Origin of the sequence: Paenibacillus sp. CF384 (assembly GCF_900106745.1) — a bacterium.
GTDB lineage: Bacteria > Bacillota > Bacilli > Paenibacillales > Paenibacillaceae > Paenibacillus_Z.
Genome location: NZ_FNNV01000002.1, coordinates 72374 through 92302, shown reverse-complemented (window position 1 = coordinate 92302; position 19929 = coordinate 72374). Strand labels below are relative to the sequence as shown.

General features: G+C 50.7%; 15 protein-coding genes and 1 riboswitch. Of the genes, 11 read left to right on the top strand and 4 right to left on the bottom strand.

Annotation, left to right across the window (positions count from 1 at the left end; translation table 11 throughout):
* Nucleotides 1-342 precede the first annotated feature (342 nt).
* Both BLW29_RS06120 and BLW29_RS06115 read right to left on the bottom strand, forming a co-directional pair.
* Entirely contained in the window at nt 343-1947 is a 1605-nt protein-coding gene (locus BLW29_RS06120; protein WP_090977332.1) for a response regulator transcription factor, read from the bottom strand.
* A complete protein-coding gene (locus tag BLW29_RS06115; protein ID WP_090977330.1) occupies nt 1925-3766 on the bottom strand; it encodes a cache domain-containing sensor histidine kinase in 1842 nt (613 codons plus the stop codon). Before BLW29_RS06115 ends, BLW29_RS06120 begins: the two co-directional genes overlap by 23 nt.
* Before the next feature lie 206 nt (nt 3767-3972).
* Here BLW29_RS06115 and BLW29_RS06110 point away from each other — a divergent pair, with 206 nt between their 5' ends.
* From BLW29_RS06110 to BLW29_RS06065, 10 genes are all read left to right on the top strand, one after another.
* Nucleotides 3973-5433 (top strand): extracellular solute-binding protein, encoded by a 1461-nt coding sequence (locus BLW29_RS06110; RefSeq protein ID WP_090977328.1) that lies wholly within the window; start codon nt 3973-3975, stop codon nt 5431-5433.
* Between the two features lie 80 nt (nt 5434-5513).
* Nucleotides 5514-6419 (top strand): carbohydrate ABC transporter permease, encoded by a 906-nt coding sequence (locus BLW29_RS06105; protein WP_090977327.1) that lies wholly within the window; start codon nt 5514-5516, stop codon nt 6417-6419.
* Nucleotides 6420-6491: 72 nt separating this feature from the next.
* Complete coding sequence (locus BLW29_RS06100) at nt 6492-7814, top strand: carbohydrate ABC transporter permease (RefSeq protein WP_090977325.1); 1323 nt, start codon at nt 6492-6494, stop codon at nt 7812-7814.
* 9 nt (nt 7815-7823) lie between these two features.
* Nucleotides 7824-8597 carry an SDR family NAD(P)-dependent oxidoreductase gene (locus BLW29_RS06095; protein ID WP_090977323.1) on the top strand — a complete coding sequence of 258 codons (774 nt, stop codon included), beginning with the start codon at nt 7824-7826 and terminating at the stop codon, nt 8595-8597.
* Nucleotides 8598-8669: 72 nt separating this feature from the next.
* The gene (dgoD, locus tag BLW29_RS06090; RefSeq protein ID WP_090977321.1) at nt 8670-9803 is read left to right on the top strand and encodes a galactonate dehydratase; all 1134 of its coding nucleotides are present in this window, start codon (nt 8670-8672) and stop codon (nt 9801-9803) included.
* A gap of 143 nt (nt 9804-9946) precedes the next feature.
* Nucleotides 9947-10336: an acyl-CoA thioesterase gene (locus tag BLW29_RS06085; protein ID WP_090977319.1), complete on the top strand. Its 390-nt coding sequence runs from the start codon at nt 9947-9949 to the stop codon at nt 10334-10336.
* Nucleotides 10337-10510: 174 nt separating this feature from the next.
* Entirely contained in the window at nt 10511-11890 is a 1380-nt protein-coding gene (fumC, locus tag BLW29_RS06080; protein WP_090977317.1) for a class II fumarate hydratase, read from the top strand.
* A gap of 108 nt (nt 11891-11998) precedes the next feature.
* A riboswitch (cyclic di-GMP riboswitch) is annotated at nt 11999-12090 on the top strand.
* Nucleotides 12091-12165: 75 nt separating this feature from the next.
* Nucleotides 12166-13701, top strand: a complete 1536-nt coding sequence (locus BLW29_RS06075; RefSeq protein ID WP_090977315.1) for a methyl-accepting chemotaxis protein — start codon at nt 12166-12168, stop codon at nt 13699-13701.
* A gap of 105 nt (nt 13702-13806) precedes the next feature.
* Nucleotides 13807-14772: an aldolase catalytic domain-containing protein gene (locus BLW29_RS06070; protein ID WP_090977313.1), complete on the top strand. Its 966-nt coding sequence runs from the start codon at nt 13807-13809 to the stop codon at nt 14770-14772.
* Nucleotides 14773-14974: 202 nt separating this feature from the next.
* Nucleotides 14975-15589, top strand: a complete 615-nt coding sequence (locus BLW29_RS06065; RefSeq protein ID WP_090977311.1) for a hypothetical protein — start codon at nt 14975-14977, stop codon at nt 15587-15589.
* A 67-nt stretch (nt 15590-15656) separates the two neighbouring features.
* Here the strand turns inward: BLW29_RS06065 and BLW29_RS06060 are convergent, their stop codons facing one another.
* A complete protein-coding gene (locus BLW29_RS06060; protein ID WP_090977309.1) occupies nt 15657-18581 on the bottom strand; it encodes an efflux RND transporter permease subunit in 2925 nt (974 codons plus the stop codon).
* Nucleotides 18582-18854: 273 nt separating this feature from the next.
* On the opposite strand from BLW29_RS06060, the gene BLW29_RS06055 reads away from it, so the two are divergent.
* On the top strand, nt 18855-19436 hold the full coding sequence (locus tag BLW29_RS06055; protein WP_177186502.1) for a TetR/AcrR family transcriptional regulator: 582 nt from the start codon (nt 18855-18857) through the stop codon (nt 19434-19436).
* Between the two features lie 94 nt (nt 19437-19530).
* Here the strand turns inward: BLW29_RS06055 and BLW29_RS06050 are convergent, their stop codons facing one another.
* Nucleotides 19531-19833 carry a hypothetical protein gene (locus BLW29_RS06050; protein WP_090977305.1) on the bottom strand — a complete coding sequence of 101 codons (303 nt, stop codon included), beginning with the start codon at nt 19831-19833 and terminating at the stop codon, nt 19531-19533.
* Nucleotides 19834-19929 lie beyond the last annotated feature (96 nt).

Sequence of the window (19929 nt, the reverse complement as noted above, 5' to 3'; positions counted from 1 at the left end):
CAACTACTTAATGTTTCGCTTAGCCATTGTCTATTTAACATGAATATAGCGCTAACGGTTGTCAGAGTGGCTATTTCATGAGAAATAGCCATCATTGAATTGTAACGGTTGTGACAGAGCTTATTTGCAGCCAATTGGTCGGTTTCCATTGGAAAACGTTCAAATAAGCTCGCTGGCAACCGTTAGATTAGAAAAAGGGGCAATTGCCCCAAATAGCCACTGTCACAACCGTTAAAGTTCGAATGCGTCTCTTCGGGGATGTACACCTCAATGAATACAAGAGAACCCCAACGTTTAGGAACGGAACGTTGGGGTTCTCGACCATTCTGATCGTTTATGCGCTTAGCCTCGGAACACCGAAGGGCTGGTTCCGGTTACTTTCTTGAACACGTTGCAGAAGTAGTTCTGATCTTCATAGCCGACAAGCTGCGAGATTCGGGCGATCTTGAGCGTTGTCGTCCGAAGCAGCTCCTTGGAGCGTTCAATGCGCACTTTGGTTAAATAGTCATTGAAGCTGATACCGGCGACCGTCTTGAAACGTTTGGAGAAATAGTTAGGATGGATGAAGTACGTCTCGCCGACCCACTGCAAGGACAGCTCCTCCGAATAATGAACCTCGATGTATTGCTTGACGCTCTCGATAATTTCGTCGCAGGATTGATCGGTTCCCCGGTTCAGCATGCCGCTCAGACGCTGCAACTGCTGCTCGATGATGTCGATGATATCTTTCCAGCTTCGGAGATTGTCTAAGCTGGCGATTGGCGTGCCCAGGTTCCAATTGGGCAGATCGGTTGCGGTCTTGGCCGCATACTTGCGCAGCATGTGAATGATATCCGTATAAAGGTATTCCACTTGTTCATATCTGGCACCGGACGTTTCAGCGAGCGTGCGGAACAGCTGGCCCGCATAATCGAGAAACTCTTGGTGGCGCCCTTCCTCGAGCATCGCGCTGAGTCCGCGCTCGGCCTGTACGAAGATGCGCGGATAGGCGGCTGCGGCGGAGGAAGTCGTCTCGATATCGGTATATACGTTGCCATTGCCGAAGAGTAAGCGATTCTGCAGCACCTTGCGCGCTTCCATGCAGGAGAGTCGAAGCTGCGTCATCTCCGGCTTGATGCCGCCGAGGCCGATCGAGATCACGAGACCCAGATGCTGCTTGATCCACTCTACCGTTTGATTGAAGGTTTCAGGCAGTCTTTGCAGGTCAAGCTGGCTCTGTGAGCCGAGGAAAACAACGATCTCCTCGGAGTGGTAGGCGTGCTTGAATACTAAGAACTGGATGCCGGCCTCGGCCGCTAATGTATTCTCTATAATGTTCTGAATCGCAAATCTCGCGAGCGGCTCGTCATTCTCTTGAAAACGAGAGGATTCGTTGCGGTACACGATCTTGACGGATGCTCCGGCGAAGGAGGTACACTGCATAAGGCTAGTTGGAATGCCGTCCCATCGCAGTTCCTGTTCGGAAATGAGATGCGTCAACTGAAAATCCAGCGGCTGCAAATTGCTCTGTCGAATCATATCGCTTAGTTCGCTTAGTTCGCTGAGCTTGCTGCGATCGGCAGCTTCCTGCTGCTCCTTCCGCAGCTCCTCGCAAATACCCTCGAGCAGCACATGCAGCTTCTCTTTGTCGATCGGCTTCAGCAGGTAATCCCTTACGTTGTAGAGAAGCGCTTCACGTACATATTCGAATTCATCGAATCCGCTGATGATCACGAATTTGGTCCGCGGAAAATTGACCCGTGCGGAATTTATAAATTGCAGCCCGTCCATCCCCGGCATACGAACGTCGGTCAGGACGATGTCCGGCTGACAATTTGCCAGCTGAAACATGGCCTCGAAGCCGTCTCCGGCCTCCCCGGCAAGCTGCAGGCCGAGCGTCTCCCAGGCGATTTTACGAATTAACCCTTCTCGAAGCAACGGCTCATCATCCACGATTAACACTTTCATCGGTACCGCCCCCTGCCGTTTGCTTTGGTAATACAAAGTAAATCCGCGTCCCCGCCCCCGGCTTGCTGTCAATCACGACCTGAGGATCGCTGCCGTAATACATCTGAATGCGTTTAAACACATTGGAAAGTCCAATCATCGTTCGAGTGGAAATCTGACGGGACATCATGTCGTTTGGATCGCTCAGCTTGCGGTGAAACAGCTCAATCATGGCGGGTTCCATGCCGACTCCGTTATCCTCAACAATAATCTGAAGCGAATGCTCATCAAGGCTGACGAGTGTCACACGGACGAATTTATAGCCCACCTTCTGCTCAAGCCCATGAATGATGGCATTCTCCACAAGCGGCTGAATGAGAAACTTCGGTAGAATGTAAGAGCCGATCTGCTCATCCGTATGGATTTCGTAATCAAACTTCTCGGGAAATCGGATTTTATAAATCGAGAGATATTGGTGCAAGTGATCCAGTTCTTCCCGAATCGTGGCAATGCTGCCGCCATTGAGGTTGTACCTTAGCATCTTGCCAAGCGCCAGGCAAATATAAGAGATCCGCTCATCGCCATGAATGGAAGAGATGCTGTCGATCGTACTGAGCGTATTGTAGAGGAAATGAGGATTGATCTGCGTTTGCAGTGCTTTAATCTCCGCTTCTTTCTTTAAGAGCTCGGTTTCATACACCTTGGAAATAAGCGTGCTGATTTCGGATGTCATCTTATTGAAGCTATGCTGTATGGTGGACAGCTCATCGGAGCCTTTCACTTCAATGAATGCTTGGAAGTCGCCCATCTCTACGAGCTTCATCTTCTTATTTAATTCCTTGAGTGGTCGCGTAACCCCGGCGGCAATGAGGGAGCCGAGCAGCATGGCGATCAAGAAACTGATGGCTGCGATAAGAATCAGCGTATTCCGGAACGTATTGACTTTCTCCAGAATACGGTCGAGCGGCACGCTGCCGAGGACGATCCAATCGCTGACCCCAAGCTTGTGATAGAAGCCGATATTGGTATTCTCGTCATCGTCCTGAAAGCGGAAATCCACATATTTCGTATTCGTCCGTGCTTCCTTATAGCCGTTAAATAAAGGGCTGCCGGCGATGGACTTGCCGATCTCCTCTTCATTGCGGGAGTACACAATATGTCCGCTTGTATCCGCGATATAATACATACTGCCGTCATCGTTCTGTAAGCCCAGCAAGGTTTTCTCCAGCACGCGGGGGTCAATATCGATCTTGATGTAGCCAATGGGATGCTGGGCATTCATCGTGATTCGTTTCAGCAGCTGGATGTAGCTGACGGTCTTGACTGGCGTAACCGTTGTGCTGATCGTAGTATAGGACACGCTCCAGAAAGGGAAGCCATCCAGTGCGAGCGCCTTCTTGTAAAGAATAGCTTGCTCCTGATCGAGAAGTTTCCTTACACTGGCATTGTAGTAGTAGTAACTGCTGATCTGCTCCCCTTTAAGGTCCGTGATCGCTATGAATGAAATGAGTGGATTTTGTACTTTCTGGGAGGCGAGCTTGTTTCGATAATACTGCTGGGTATCAAAGTTGAGAGGGGCATCCAGAAACTTCTGCAGCGATGTATCGCTGAAATAACTATATCCGGTATTACCGATTGTCTTGAAATGGAGGTCAAGGGTATCCACCGTTTGTTCCGTCAGCTTCTCAAGTCCTTGCAAGGTAGAGGCTTCGAGCTCATGGCTCATAATGCGATAGTAAGAATAACCCATGATAAAAGCCGTAAGGCTGATGACAATAAAGAAGGATAATATCATTTTGTTGCGGAATTGATTGTTAAGACCCTGAAAGTAAGTCCACATCCTCTTCAAATAAACCCCTCCAGCCACCGACAGCGCTTACTCCGAGTATTCGACAACTTCCGAAGTTTTCCTTTAATGTCGATTCTGATTTTAGAATGAAAAGTTAAAATATTGCTAATAGGATGTTAGGATATTACATAGAAAGCGCTCTCAATAAGGAACTATACTACAGGTGTAGAAGAAATCATTTAAGGGGAGGCAGTCAAGTGAACAACGCAAAACGACTTAAAAAATGGACTGTATTAGCATGTGTCATGGTCTTGATGCTTGTTGTGTCAGCTTGTGGGGGCGGCAATAACAACAACACAGCTAACAACACAACGACGAATGAAAGCACGGACACGGCGACTACAGAAACGACCGACAACACGAACAATGCTGCAACAAATGAAGCAGCTACAACAGATACACCGGCGGCAAACGTCGAAATTACGGTTTGGGATCAACCAACACCGGAAGATACGCAGAAAGAGCTGAAAGAAGAAATTTACGCGGAGTTCGAAACCCAAAACCCTGGCATTAAAGTTAAACATGAATTGATGCCGCAAGGTACCAATGACCGTGAAGTATTCGTTACAGCAATGGCTGGCGGCAACGGACCGGATGCTTACCACGCAGCTCACTTCCCGATCATCGCGGACTGGGTTGGCCAAGGACTTGCGCTTGACCTGACTCCGTACTGGGATCAATATGCGGACAAAGATCAATTTATCGCATCCTCGATGCAAGCCGGCACAATCGACGGCAAAGTCTACGGCGTGCCTCACGATATGTACGTAACAGGTTTGTTCTGGAACAAGAAGATGTTCGAAGCAGCAGGACTTGATCGCGATACGCCTCCTGCAAACTGGGATCAACTGGTTGAGTTCGGTAAGAAGCTGACCAACGTAGACAAGAAGCAATACGGAATCACGCTTCTCGGAATGGAATGGGCTGACTGGTGGTTCGAGTACTACGTATGGCAAGCCGGCGGCGACTTGACGCACCTGCAGCCTGACGGCACTGTACAATTGGCCTTCACAGAAGATCCTTCCGTTAAAGCACTTCAATTCTATAAAGACTTGAAATGGACGCACAAAATCGTTCAAAACAACGTGCTTCAAAGCTACCAAGACAATATGAATGATATCTTCCAAGGCCGTGCAGCGATGTCGAATGCGGCTTCCGGCGGATTCGGCGACTATGTTGCGCAAGGTATGGATTTGAATGACGTAGGTTTTGCTCCATATCCGGTAGGTCCCGGCGGTAAAGGTCCAGGCCAAATCGGCGGCGCGTACTGGATCATCAATCCGAAGACTTCCAAAGAAAAACAAGATGCAGCTTGGAAATACATCACGTACATGAACTCCAAAGAAGTCATGGAGAAAGTACTGACATTCCAACAAGACAACGGCATGTTCCCGAACCTGTTGTCCGTACGCAGTGACGTGGATCCTTCCCAGTTCGCCAAAGATATCTCCCCTGAGCTAGTTGCTGCTGTAAACAAAGCGGCTTCCGATACTCACCTGGAGTACTTCTTGAAAGAACGTCTTACTCCTTATGTAGTTAAAGCGGTACAAAAAGCGTTGACGGATGAGAAATCCGATCCGAAACAGCTGCTTCAAGAAGCGCAGGATGCAGCACAGAAAGAAGTTATCGATGCGTATAACGCATCCGTGAAGAAATAATAGGACGCAGGCGGAGGCAGCGAGCGGGCTAAACATGCCGCGAGCTGCTCCGCCTGTCATTCCGAAAGGAAGCGGAAGCGATGAAAACAGCCACGAGGCAGCAGCCGCAAGTGCAATTAAAAACACCTTACCGATTTAAGATATCGTGGACGCCTATCTTCTTTTTGACGCCGGCTATCGTGTGTTTCTTGGTATTTAAATATTACCCGCTGCTGCAAGCCGTCTATATGGGTTTCTTTGATTACAAGGTCATTAACCCGCCCGGCAAGTTTGTCTGGCTGGATAATTATAAGTATTTATGGCATTCGACGGAGTTCTGGAACGCGCTCCGCAACACCTTCGCTTTCTTTTTTATTTATTTTATCCTTACGTTCTGGGTGCCGATCGTGCAGGCCGTCCTGTTGAACGAAGTTAAATTCGCCAGCAAGACGATGCGTTCGTTGTACCTGCTCCCTACAGCCGTTCCGTCCGTAGCGGGCTACCTGCTGTGGAAGTGGCTCTACAACCCGGATTACGGCTTATTGAACTATTTGCTCAGCTTCATCGGCCTTGGTCCATACGGCTGGCTCAACGATCCCGCCATGTCCAAATGGTCGATCGTATTGCCTGGCGTGTTTGCAACCGGAATGGGGATGCTCATTTACTATTCGGCTCTTCAAGGCATTCCGAGCGAGAACGTAGAGGCAGCCAAGATTGATGGTGCAGGACCTTGGCGCAGAATGACTGCCATTGTGTTCCCAAGCTTAAAGTTCGTTATCGGGATTCAGTTTATATCGTTTATAAGCGGTGTATTCCTGACCTTTGACCCGATGTACATTATGACCGGCGGCGGACCGGCGAACAGCACGCGGACGCTGGCCATGCTCGTGTTCAACAGCTCCTTCAAGGAGTTCCGATTTGGGGTAGCAGGATCGATCTCACTCGTTATGTTCGTCATCATCGCGCTGATCACTTACTTGCAGCTCAAATTGTCCAACAAGGATTAAGATGATGGGTCGGGGAGACTTCCAATCGACTCGGCATTCATCTCATTTAGAGGATCCAGGAAGGAGCATCACATGGCTGGACGCGGACGCATTAAGGAGAAGGGCGGATTATCCGTCAAAATCGTCTCCTATTCAGTTGCCATTTTCTTTATTCTATCGTCGATCGTGCCGTTAGTCTGGATGATCAGCTCATCCATGAAAGATAACATTTCCATTTACAGCTTTCCGCCCAAATGGGTTCCTGAGGTACCCAAAACCGTAAGCGTAACGCTCAATTACGATGACGCGGACATTTCGAAGCCTGAAGAATATGAACTGGATGCCATGGAGGCCATTTGGTTCACCTGGAAAAGAATGCAGAATGAAGCTGTCGGCGCGATGAAGGTAACCGGCGTTAAGGATGGCGTCATCGTGTATACAGCTTCGATGCCCGCTTATAACTTCACGGTTGGACGGCCCCAGATCGTTCCGACCATGGTAGCCACGCATGCGGTCATGAAGAACAAGCTGGCCAAGATCCGCGCTGGGAAATATACCACTTTCGATTTCAAAGGTGACGGCGGCGAATACAACGGCTCTACTGAGATTGCCGCAGAGTTGCCGATGCACGCGACAAACGCGTTGAAATGGCTTACGGAATCGAAAGTCGTGAAAGGTAAAGTGCTCACCATCTCCGAGGTGAAGGACTGGAAAAGGCTGTTCGACAATTACATCGTGCTCTGGAAAAAGTCCGGCGACGAAAGCAAAGGCGCTAATTTCGGCTTCCCGCATTTCTTATTGAACAGCGTGATCGTAACCGGGTCCACGATTATTCTTCAACTGCTGATCGGCGGCACGGCAGGTTATGCACTTGCGCATCTTGTTCGCAGCAAAGTCGGTACGTGGCTCACGTTGTTCTTCGTAGCGACGATTATGATTCCGGAAATCGCTATCCTCGTTCCGCTCTATTTAACGATGGATAAACTCCATCTGGTCAACTCGTTGTGGGGGATTATTTTACCGCATACGGCGTGGGGCATCGTTATCTTCTTGTTCAAAGGATTCTTCGAACAGCTGCCGGGCGAGCTGCTTCAGGCGGGACGCATCGACGGTGCTTCCGAGTTTAAGATTTTCTGGAGAATCATCGTACCGATGTCGGCACCGATCTTTACGGTTGTCGCGGTTATGACGTTTATTGCGGTGTGGAATGAATTCCTCTGGCCGCTTGTCGTTGCTCGAACGCAAGACGTATGGACGTTTACCGTTGCGCTTAATGACTTCCAGCAGCGGCAAAGCATGGGGTCCAACGTCATTATGTCCAGCTTAGTTATCGCTACTATTCCGCTCATGATTATCATCACTTCCTGTCAGAAACTCATCGAGAAGGGTGTTTCTTTCACAGGCTTGAAAGGGTAGGGGACTTACGTGGAACGCAAAGTTGCATTAGTAACAGGCTCAGGTCGCGGGATCGGCAGAGGCATCGCGCTTGCTTTTGCAAGGTCAGGATATGATGTGTGCGTCAATTACAACACCAGTGCGGAGATGGCGCAGGAAGTAGTGCGTGAGATTAACGCTCTTGGCGTGAAGGCGGAGGCCGTACAAGCCAATATCTCAACGTTAGAGGGAGTCGAGTCGCTGTTCGAACAATTTAATAGTCGATTCGATAGACTGGATGTACATGTCAACAATTCGGGCATTACACGGATGAAGCCATTCCTTGAAACGCCGCCGGAGCTGTTCGACGAGGTGTTCAATACCGATTTGAAGGGACTCTACTTCTGCTCGCAGCAGGCGGCACGGCTTATGGTCAAGAGCGACACACGCGGGGTTATTATTCACATTAGCTCCAACCATGCGGAAGGAACATGGGCGAATTCCACTGTGTATGCCGCGGCGAAGGCAGCTGTGAACAAGCTGACGAAGAACATGGCACTGGACCTTTCTCCTCATGGCATTCGGGTTGTCGGCATCGCGCCGGGTTACACGAAGAACGGTTGGGGCGATGGCAATGAGCGCGTTCAGAAGATCATCGAATCGATCTCAACACGTATTCCGATGGGACGATTCTGTACGCCGACGGAAGTCGGCGAAGCGGCTGTATTTCTGGCTTCCGATAGTGCGGGTTATATGACAGGAACGACTTTGTTTATGGATGGCGGCGCATTGCTCCCGGTATGGGCAGAGAAGGGGAACGGGTAACGGAGAGTTGCTCGATACTCGATTCTCGATGCTCGATGAAACCAGTACAGGACGTAAAGGAGATCGAAAGCTGTGAAAATCACCGATTTGAAGCTCTATCATGTGAAACCTCGCTGGTTGTTTCTGAAGATTGAGACCGATGAAGGCATAGTAGGCTGGGGAGAACCAATCGTCGAAGGTCGTGCTCTTACCGTGGCGACAGCCATTGAAGAGTTGAAGCGATACTTGATCGGCGAAGATCCGCTTCGTATTGAGCATCACTGGCAAATCATGTACCGGGGCACGTTCTATCGCGGCGGTCCTGTCCTCGTAAGCGCGATAAGCGGAATTGAGCAGGCGCTGTGGGATATTAAAGGCAAGTTCTACAACATGCCTGTCTATGAAATGCTCGGCGGCCGAGTGCGCGATAAGATTCGCATGTACTGCCATTGCGGCGGCGAGACGCCGGAGGCATTCGCTGCTAATGCGAAGCGCAGAGTAGAAGCAGGCTTCAATGCGATCAAAACAGGCGTAGACGCGCCGGTACGGCATGTGGATTCGCTGGCTTTCGTGGAGAGTCAAGTGAACAAGTTCATTGCAGCCCGCGAAGCTGTCGGAAGCGGTGTCGACATTGCAATCGACTTCCACGGCCGAGTCAGCCCGGCTATGGCGATTCGCCTTGCCGCGGCGTTGGAACCTTATTATCCGATGTTCATCGAAGAGCCTTGCTTGCCTGAGAATGTGGATTCGCTTCTGCGCGTTGCACAATCGACAAGCATCCCGATTGCAACGGGCGAGCGGTTGTTTACACGCTGGGGCTTCCGCGAAGCGCTGGAGAAAGGCGCAGTAGCGATCGTGCAGCCGGACCTATGCCATGCAGGCGGAATCTTCGAAGGACGCAAGATCGCCGCCATGGCGGAAACGTACTACGCTTCCATCGCGCCGCACAACCCGCTTGGACCGATCTCGCTCGCGTCCTGCTTGCAGCTGGATGCCTGCACGCCGAACTTCTTGATCCAAGAGCATCCGTCGATGGCGGAGAAGTGGGACCTTGGAGAAGGCTACTTGAAGAAGCCGTTTGAAGTTATTGACGGCCATGTCGCGATCCCACAGGGGCCGGGCCTCGGTATCGAAATTAATGAAGAAGCGCTCATTGAACGCGGCTACGCGGGCGACTGGGATACACCTCGTCTGTCATACGACGACGGCTCGTTTGCAGAGTGGTAGAAGGATAGGCCGCTCTCTCCGGAAGGTCCGGAGAGAGCGGCTTTTTTGCACTCCCTTTGACAAGCATACTCTCGCCCGCTAACATGAAGGCAACTAGGGCTAAGATGTACAAGGCAGCTGCAAAAACGAGGGAGTGTGGGTCGATGCAAGCAAATCTGGAGCTAATCGTCCGTTCAACGGAAATTGATGTGAATGGGCATGTGAACAATGCCAAGTACTTGGAATACCTCGAATGGGGACGGGAAGCGTGGTATGAGCAGGCGGGCTTGCACTATGATGTTTTACTTGCGATGGGTGTTCAGACGGTAACAGTCAATATCAATATCAACTATCGCAAGGAATGCAGGCAAGGTGATCGGTTGACGGTTACAACAACGCCGGAGCGGGCTGGGCGGAGCAGCTATGTGCTCAAACAAGAGATCGTAAACGAGAAAGGCGAGCTATGCGGGGACGCAATCGTTACTTGTGTGACGATGGATGCAGATACGCGTAAGAGCCGAGAGCTGCCTCCTGAGCTAAGAAGTCAGTTTTAATGTTGCGATTTCATGCAGTTGTGAGCTTTCAGACAGAAGCCGTATTACAAGCAGGCAAATAGGTAATCATGGGAAAGAGGCGATGCATGCTCGTAGATGCATCGCCTCTTTCATAGGGTATATAGAGAGTAAGCCGTAACAGTAACAATTCGCATATATGAGGAGGTAGTCGCGATGAGCGATTTTCGCATGGAGAAGGATTCTATGGGTGAGATACAAGTTGAGGCGCACCGGCTGTGGGGAGCGCAAACGGAGCGAAGTCTGCATAATTTTCGAATCGGTACGGAGAAGATGCCGCACGAGTTAATTACGGCATTCGCATATCTGAAGAAAGCAGCGGCAACCGTGAACGGTAGCTTAGGAAAGCTGGATGCCCTTAAATCAGAAGCGATTGCGGTTGCAGCAGATGAGGTTATTGAAGGAACATGGCAGGATGAGTTTCCGCTTGCTGTATGGCAGACCGGGAGCGGCACGCAGTCCAATATGAACGTCAATGAAGTGATCGCAAGGCGCGCAGGCCAACTGCTGGAGGCGAAAGGGCAAGCGGCCGCCGTTCATCCCAACGATGACGTCAACCGCTCTCAGAGCTCCAACGACACATTCCCTACCGCGATGCATATCGCCGCGTTGATTGCGGTAGAGGACGTCGTCCTGCCGGCGATTGCGCAGCTGAAATCTACACTCGAGCAGAAGAGTGCAAGCTTCATGGATGTCATCAAAATCGGACGCACCCATCTGCAGGATGCCACGCCGCTTACGCTAGGCCAGGAAATCAGCGGCTGGGTTCGGATGCTGGAGAAAGGGGAGCGTAATATTCGAGCAAGCCGCGAAGAGCTGCGTGAACTTGCCATCGGAGGCACAGCCGTGGGAACGGGGCTGAATGCCCCACAGGGTTTTAGCGAGAAAGTGTCGGCGGAGATCAGTCGCCTCACAGGCAAGAATTTCATCAGCGCGCCGAACAAATTTCACGCGCTGACGAGCCACGACGAGATCGTCTTCGTACACGGCGCAATTAAAGCGCTCGCCGCGGATCTAATGAAGATTGCGAACGACGTACGCTGGCTCGCGAGCGGCCCGCGCTGCGGCATTGGCGAGATTCGCATCCCGGAGAACGAGCCGGGCAGCTCCATCATGCCGGGGAAGGTCAACCCAACGCAGTGCGAGGCGCTGACGATGGTCGTCTGCCAGATCATGGGCAATGACGCGGCAATCGGCTTCGCGGCGAGCCAGGGAAACTTCGAGCTGAATGTATTCAAGCCTGTCATCATTCACAACTTCCTGCAGTCGACCCGAATTCTCAGCGATGCGATTCGCTCCTTCGATGAGCATTGCGCGGTCGGCATTGAGCCGAATCGGGAAGCTATCGCTCGGCATTTAAACGAGTCGTTGATGCTTGTCACGGCGCTGAATCCTCATATCGGCTATGAGAATGCGGCTTCCATTGCCAAGTCCGCTCATAAGGAGGGCCTGACGCTTCGCGAGGCTGCCATTCGCAGTGGACTTATTACGGCAGCCAAGTTCGACGAGGTGGTGAGAGCAGAAGAGATGATCTGACGAATTCGACAAAACCTTACAAATTACGCTATGTACAAGTAGGGCTTTCCTCTCCTATAATTAACCATGTTAACCGTACCATGACCATAGTTATCCAACTACTTCTTCATATGATAATGGCAAACCAACGGAAACGCTGGGACGCAAAGCCTAGGCCTAAAGCATCGCATTGCAGATGCCATGGTGGACAGGTTACCGAGTGAAAAGGAGTCCATCCTTAAACACGGGTGGACTCTTTTTATATGTATACATATATGGGGAGGTAGGCAAGTTGTATGCTTAGAGAGAAAAACCGTGTCATGTTATTCATTTCTACAATCATTGTGCTATTATCGCTTCTGGTACACGCATTCGATTGGCTCGGTTTCTCCATGCATCATGATCATCAAACGGACATGAATGGTTCTACGTTCCACACGTTCCTTAAGCAAACGTTCTTCGCATTACCGATTATGTTCGTACTGCTTGCCGGGATTTGTATGCGGTTGCAGAAGGAGCAGCAGTCCGTTCCGCTTCTATTGACACTGTCGCTTACCTTCAGCAGCATATCGATCATTGCAGGCGGTAACGGCATGGTGGAATATCATTTCTCCATCTTTATGGTACTCGCTATTATTTTGTACTACGACCTCATCGCAATGCTTCTCATCAGCACCGTTATCTTCGCACTTCAGCATGTACTTGGCTTCTTACTCTTCCCAGCCCTTGTCTATGGAACCCGTGATTACTCACTTGCCATGGTCTCCATTCACATCGTATTTGTCGTCTTGTTTATCGGCGCGGTTACCTATCAAATTGTGACGCGCAGAGCATTCATCCACGCCTTGGAATCGGCCCAACAGCAGAAAATTCAAGCAGCGGTCAAACAAATTATCGAGAATGTGACCGAAACGTCGGACCAGGTGCTCATGAATTCCAAGGAGTTAAGCTGCAATGCGGCAACGCTGAATCTCTTGGCAGGTGATATTGTACAAACGATGCATCAGGTTGATGCCACGGCACATTTGCAGGAACATGGCGCACAGACAGGCAAGAAGGTCATCGGAGAGATGCTCCGTGAAATCCATACGATTGCCGAAACATCAGCTACGGTGTCTACTTTCTCCAGTGAAGTCGCGACGGAGGCCGATAATGGGAATGAGGCCATTCAGAAGGCTGTCAGGCAGATGACATCGATGAGCAATGCCGTTCAAGAGTCCGCAACCAAAGTAAAGCTGCTCGGTCAGCGTTCGCAAGAAATAGATGACATCACTAGCTTAATTACAGATATCGCTTCACAGACCAGTCTGCTGGCATTGAATGCGGCGATAGAAGCGGCACGGGCCGGCGAGCATGGTCGTGGGTTTACCGTCGTATCTAATGAAGTTCGCAAGCTGTCTGAACAAACAACGGCCTCTGCCCAGAGAATCGCTGAGCTTGTTCAAGACATTCAGTCGAATAACCGAGCTTCGATTCAATCCATGGATCAAGTCATCTCAGAAGTAGCCTCAGGCAATCAAGCCGTATGTGACGCGGGTGCAGCATTCGAACGCATTATGCGGTCTATTAGAACCGTCGCAGAGCAAATTCATTACATTTCCGGCGCTTCTCAGCAAATGTCTGCAAGCACGCAGCTGTTCAGCGTCAACATCGAGGAAATCTCCCGAATGTCCGTTGAATTAACAGGCAGTGTCAAGACCGTTACGGGCAGCTCGAATGAGCAGCATCAGCTTATTTCCAGATCTTCGGAACTGGCGACAATGCTGGAGAAATTAAGCGATAAATTGGATCAAACGATGGTCAACACGAGGAAATCGTTCCACGCCATATAATCCGAAGAGTCCTGCAATTCTGACAAAAATGACTTTGCGTTCATAGCCAATATCAAGTATTATGAGTAGAAAAGACAAGATCTGGCTAAAAGGAGACACAATGCTATGAATGCTTCGAAAAAAAGTCAATGTAAAATCGTCGACTGCACGATCCGCGACGGCGGGCTCGTCAATAACTGGGATTTCAGCGTTGAGTTCGTTCAGCATCTATACAACTCGCTGAATGAAGCTGGCGTCGAGTATATGGAAATCGGGTACAAAAACTCTCCGAAGCTGCTTAAAGGCGCTGAAGATGCGGGTCCATGGCGCTTCCTGGACGACGACTTCCTTCGTAAAGTCATCCCGCAGAAGCTGAACACGAAGCTCTCTGCACTTGTCGATATCGGACGGGTAGACGAGAACGATATTCTTCCACGCGAAGAGAGCATGCTCGACTTGATCCGCGTTGCCTGCTACATTCAAGACGTGCCGAAGGCGCTGGAGCTGGTTAACGTATTCAACTCGCGCGGGTACGAAACAACGTTGAACATTATGGCACTCTCCAATGTAATGGAGAACCAACTGCTTGAAGCATTCGAATTGATCGAAGCAAGTGTGGTCGACGTCGTGTACGTCGTTGACTCCTATGGCAGCTTGGCGCCGAATGACTTCAATTATTTGGTCAGCAAATTCCAGAAGTACCTGCCAAGCAAACGTCTTGGTGTGCATACGCACAACAATATGCAGCTGGCTTTCGCCAATACGCTTATTTCGGTTGAGAAAGGCGTCGAGTTCCTGGATGCTTCCGTATACGGTATGGGCCGCGCCGCTGGCAACTGCCCAACGGAACTGCTTGTCGCACATCTGAAGAACACGAAGTACAATGTGCGTCCGGTTCTGGATATGATCGAGAAGTACATGATTCCGCTTCGTGAAAAAGAAGAGTGGGGCTATATTATTCCTTATATGATTACAGGCATGTTCGATGAGCATCCGCGTTCCGCAATGGCGCTTCGCAATTCCGAAGACAAAGACAAGTCGGTTGATTTCTACGATAAGCTGACTACGCCGGAAGTACTGCACAGCAAATAAGTTCTTCGATAATGAACGAGCTCCCAAACCTTAAGCGGTTCGGGAGCTTGTTTGCTAAGGAGGATCGCCGCGGGGTTTCATCCGCGCGGATTGTAAGGATAAATAGGCATATTCTCATTGAATTTTCGAAGGGCATCTATTACAATAGAGTCCACTCATGCAAGTGATTGGCGTTACGAACTGTTGAAGGAGTGGATGCGGCTTGAAGAAATCATTAGCGCTAATCATCGAACAATTGGAATCGCGTCAGACCATGCAAGCCCTGTCTCCGAAAGGGGTATGGGATGCTGCACTCGATCAAGAAATTGCCGCCTTGCCTCTAATTACTGTAGGAACTCCGAAATCCGCACAACCCGCGCTCATTGCGCTCAAGGCCGGATTGCATTTGCTTAACGAAAGCTTGGACGCTTCGCATGAACAATCCCAAGAGATCGAAGACGACCCTACTGGCTGCTATTGGCATGGTATCATGCACCGGATGGAAGGTGATTTCTCCAATGCGAACTATTGGTTCAGCAATGCAGGCGCCCATCCGGCGATGGAGAGCTTGCAGACACGAGTAGCGGATTGGCTGCAGAACAGCGTCGTATTAGGCGATTTGCAGGAAGGCACCATTCGCGATTCACTGCAGGTAATGAAACGCCAAGTGCGCTGGCAAGCTTCGGCACTCACAGGCATGATTGCGCTTCAAGAGAGCGGGACGATCTCGGAAGAAGCCAGGAGCGCGATTGAATATGTGCAGCATATGGAGCTGATGGAGCTGTTTGCGTATACGCATCAAGCAGCCAAACGCGCTGTAGCCGAATCTTCGATATAAATAATGAAAAAGCTGTATCCGCCACCTTCCAAAGGAGCGGATACAGCTTTTTTTATCGGAAGCCCTATTATTCAGAGGTTTGTTCTTTGTACCTTGGGCTGGTTCCTTCTTCCGGTGCTTTCGCCGCTTCGGAATGAGTTGTTGTTCTTTGGCGGAAAGGCCACCAGTTGGCTTCGCCGAAGAGATTTGCCAAGGCAGGAATGACAAGGCCCATAAAGACAGTCGCATACAGGATCAGACCAATGACGATGCCTGCACCGATCTGCAGGAGCGTATTCACGCCGGACATCATCAGTGCAGCGAACGTGCCGCCCATGATGACTGCTGCGGAGATGATAACGCCGCCTGTCGTCGACATCGCTTTGGTCATTGCATACGTAATGCCTCGCGGTCGATATTCTTCCTTGAACCTAGCCATGAGGAAGATGCTGTAATCCACGCCAAGCGCTACGATAATGAGGAAGACGAAGAATGAAGCGCTCCATGACAAGCCTTCCTTGCCGAGCAATTGAACGAATATGAATTCAACAATGCCCATGGTGACCAGGAAGTTAAAGCCAAGGGAAAGCAATACATAGAGCGGCGCCAGAATGGAACGCAGCAGAATCATCAGTACGATGAAAATCCCGATCAAGACAAACGCACCTGTTCGCGTAAAGTCATTCTTCGAAATATCCTTCAGCTCGGAAATTTGTGCCGATGTGCCGGATACATACACGTGCGCCCCTTCGATGGCACTTCCTTCGAAGCTATGCTTCAGCGCTTCTCGAATCTGATCAACCGTTGTCAGCGCTTCGGGAGAATACGGGTTGACAGAGAGGACAATGTCCATCTTGGCGGTTTCCCCGTCGGTGGAAATATAGTAATCGAGCGCTTGCTTCATCTCGGGACTATCCAGCGCTTCTTGAGGAAGATTCCAGCCAGGGATCTGACTGTCCCCAATCGTGCTCTGTGCATCCTTCACCGAAGTGAGGCCCTTCGAGATGTCGCCAAGACCTGCAGCTCCATCCTTCAAGCCGCCTGTAAGCTCTTGAAGTCCGCTTCCGAGCTTCGCTGTACCGTCGGCAGCCTGAGTTTGCCCGTTAGCCAGCTGGCCAAGTCCATCGGCAACTTTGCTTACGCCGGGGTTTAGCTTAGTGAAGCTTGCCGACAGCTTCGCTGCCCCGGAATAGAGTTCATTTAATCCCCCTGAGAGTCCTTGCTGTTTGCCTAGCAATTGCTGCATGGCAGGCTCGTTCTTCAGCTCAGGATATTTCTTCAGCAGCGCCTGCAAATCCTGGCTCATGGATCCGGATACTTCGGCGCTCTGCTTGAGTCCGCCGGATAGCTGGCCGGCGCCTTGAGACGCTTGCTGCATGCCTCCGTAGATTTGCTTCAGCCCGCTCTGCGCTTCAGAGGTGCGGGAAGCCATCGTCCGCAAGCCATCTGTCAGCTTCTGAATATCGGCCTGCCCGCTCGCAATGGAGCTGCCGGCAGTAGTTAAGCCATCTGCTACTTGATCGACGCCATTCTTCATCTGATCAAGCGCATCGGAGGTTCGCGTCAGCTGATTCGAAACCGTTAGGTCCGCCAGCTGTTCGCCGAGCGGTCTTACGGCGCTTCGCACTTCTTTGACGCCGTCTAGCTTCGCTACATTGGCGCTTGCCGTTTCGAGTGCGGCCAGTGCGGCAGGGTTACGCATCGACTCATCCGATCGCAGCGCTACGGAGAGCGGGAATACTTCACCGGCACCGAAGGCATGCTCCACCTGTCTGAAGCCTTGCACGGAGCCAAGCTGCGGATTGATTTCGGCTAAGTCGTCAAATGAACGCTTGCCATGGTACAGGAATGTAATTGGCGTAAGCAGCAGAACCGTGACAACCAGAATGGCTACAGGTCTGCGCGCGGCAAGAGCTGCCATCGCTCCCCACAGCTTAGACTCGCCGTGGCCTTGACCGCTTGCAGCCTTGCTCGGCCAGAAGGTAGCTTTACCGAAGATCATCAACAAGGCAGGCGTTAGGGTAAGTCCTGCGAGGAGCGTCACGGCGACACCGATGGATACGCCAACGGCGGATTGATAGAGGCCGAACTGGGCGAAGCCGATGAGGAAGAACGCAACGAATACCGTACTGGCAGAGAAGGCAACGGTCTTGCCGACGGTCCGCATCGTCCTTACGAGTGCTTCCACTTTGTCGCCGTCATGGCTGAGCTCCTCGCGGAAACGCTGGATAAGAAGGATACAATAATCGGTTCCCGCACCGAACAAGACGGCAATCAGAAAAGATTCAGTAAAGGACGAAACCGGCATCCCGTAATCCGTGGCCAGTGCAACGAGACCGCGTGTGATGACTAAGGATATGCCAATCGTAATAAGCGGAATGAACGGTGCGACAGGGGAACGGAACACAAGGAGAAGTATAACGAGCACGAGCGCTACGGTGAGCAGCTCCGTTTTCTTCAAGCCTTCCTCAGAGCTCTGTTGAAAATCTTTGCCGATAGGAGCACTCCCCGTAAGCTCCACCTTGCTGCCGCTCGGCGCATCTTTCACTTTAGCGGCGAGGATATCAACCGCTTCTTGGGTGAGCGTATCGTTATCCGCGCGAGTGAATCCGACGATAAGCAGCTCGGTTGAGCCATCCTTGCTGCGGAATTTCTCCGCCAGCTCCGGCGTTTCATAAGCCGACTGCACCGACTTGAAGCCATCCTTGCCGCTAAGCAGCGCAAGCTCGGCAGCTTTGGCCTTGAGCCAATCGCGGTCCTGCGCGGTCATGCCTCCTTCGCGGGAGTAAACAAGGATTGCGCTGGATTTGGTGGTGGTCTCCGGATTAATCCGTTCCATGAGCTGCTTGGCAACGACGGATTCGGAATCGGCCGGAATAAATTTCTGCTCGGTTTGACGGACAATAGCCGCAAGATCAGGCAGTGCAAACATAGAGGCCACGGTAATAACCAGCCAGCCGATTAGGACTGCCCACTTGGCGCGGGCAATCCCACGAACGATACGTTCAGACATTCCAATACCTCCTCGAAACTAAACTAACAGGTTCTCTATGAATAGTTATAGCGCAAGACAAAACCATTCGTCAATAATTTTGAACTAACGGTCATAATTATTTCAAAGGTCAGAATTGAGTATGTCAATTGGATTCGGTTTCTGTGCGACAAATTGATTTCTATGCATAAAGCTGAATTTTATACCGATGGTCAACTCGTGTTTACGGAGCGTATGGGCTATGCTACAATTAGCATTGACTGAACGCGAACAACTTAGATGGAGGATATAGCGATGAACCGCGAGCTCAAGAAAGAACAGACCCGCACTCGAATCAAAGAAGCTGCGCTCTCTTTATTTGCCGAGCTGGGTTACGAGCAGACATCCGTTGAAAGTATTGCCAAGCAAGCCGGCGTGGCAAAAGGCACTTTTTTCAATTATTTCTCTTGCAAGGATGAACTGATCTGCGATTTGCAAGCGTTCTTCGCGTTAAACGAGGTGGCGAAGCTCAAAGACAAGCCCGGTCCGCTGGTGCCCCGACTACAGTTGCTGATATTCCAAATCGTGAAACAATTTGAACTTAGCAAACCGCTCATGCGCGCATTATTTCAAGCCATACTAGGCAGTGCCAAGGCGCTTGATACCCATAACTCGATGCTCACCTCACTTAAAGAAGCCTTGCTGCCGCTTATAGCCGAGGGGCAGGAGAACGGCGAGTTTCGCAGAGATATGCCCGCTGAGATGATGGCTCAGCAAGCCTTTCAAGCATACTTCGGCACACTCTTCGTCTGGTCGATGGAAGAGAATGAGGATTCACTCGATAACCGAATGGCGATTACTTTTGAGCTTTTCTTCAAAGGTATTGCCGTGCAGTAACGCACTTATAACACAAAAGCAGCTCCGGTTCATTCCTTCCATCGCGGAATGAGAACCGGAGCTGCTTTTATATGTGCGTATGTACTTGTCGTTTCTAGAAACCGTGCAGCTCGCCGTCACCTCGAATAGCCGCAGCGTGATGTTGGACGTTCGGATGGAAATATCCGCCCGCTTGGAACGGTTTGCCGCCGGCCGTTATGCCGAATAAGGAAATCCCAATGTCCTCGGATTCATGGAACATATGAAGGAGCGAGGTTTGAGTCATGCCGTCGATCTCGATGTACCATAGCTTATAACCGGAGTCCGTGACCACAACCAAATGTGCAGACTTATAAACTAATTTCGTAGTGATATCGTTATAGGTAATGCTCAGCTCTGCTAGTGAGTAAGTTTCCATAAGGCAGCAGCGCTCCTTTCTTCCCCCAGAAAATATACTTCTCCCGATTGTACTGTCGTGCCAGCGAGATTGCAACAATTCGGGGAGCGATTCCGT

Excerpts from the sequence above, each read along its gene's own strand:
- BLW29_RS06055 (WP_177186502.1), top strand. The coding sequence starts at position 18,855 with ATGAACCGCGAGCTCAAGAAAGAACAGACCCGCACTCGAATCAAAGAA.
- BLW29_RS06050 (WP_090977305.1), bottom strand. The coding sequence starts at position 19,833 with ATGGAAACTTACTCACTAGCAGAGCTGAGCATTACCTATAACGATATC.
- BLW29_RS06120 (WP_090977332.1), bottom strand. The coding sequence starts at position 1,947 with ATGAAAGTGTTAATCGTGGATGATGAGCCGTTGCTTCGAGAAGGGTTA.
- BLW29_RS06085 (WP_090977319.1), top strand. The coding sequence starts at position 9,947 with ATGCAAGCAAATCTGGAGCTAATCGTCCGTTCAACGGAAATTGATGTG.
- BLW29_RS06070 (WP_090977313.1), top strand. The coding sequence starts at position 13,807 with ATGAATGCTTCGAAAAAAAGTCAATGTAAAATCGTCGACTGCACGATC.
- fumC (WP_090977317.1), top strand. The coding sequence starts at position 10,511 with ATGAGCGATTTTCGCATGGAGAAGGATTCTATGGGTGAGATACAAGTT.
- BLW29_RS06100 (WP_090977325.1), top strand. The coding sequence starts at position 6,492 with ATGGCTGGACGCGGACGCATTAAGGAGAAGGGCGGATTATCCGTCAAA.
- BLW29_RS06060 (WP_090977309.1), bottom strand. The coding sequence starts at position 18,581 with ATGTCTGAACGTATCGTTCGTGGGATTGCCCGCGCCAAGTGGGCAGTC.
- BLW29_RS06105 (WP_090977327.1), top strand. The coding sequence starts at position 5,514 with ATGAAAACAGCCACGAGGCAGCAGCCGCAAGTGCAATTAAAAACACCT.
- BLW29_RS06115 (WP_090977330.1), bottom strand. The coding sequence starts at position 3,766 with ATGTGGACTTACTTTCAGGGTCTTAACAATCAATTCCGCAACAAAATG.
- BLW29_RS06075 (WP_090977315.1), top strand. The coding sequence starts at position 12,166 with ATGCTTAGAGAGAAAAACCGTGTCATGTTATTCATTTCTACAATCATT.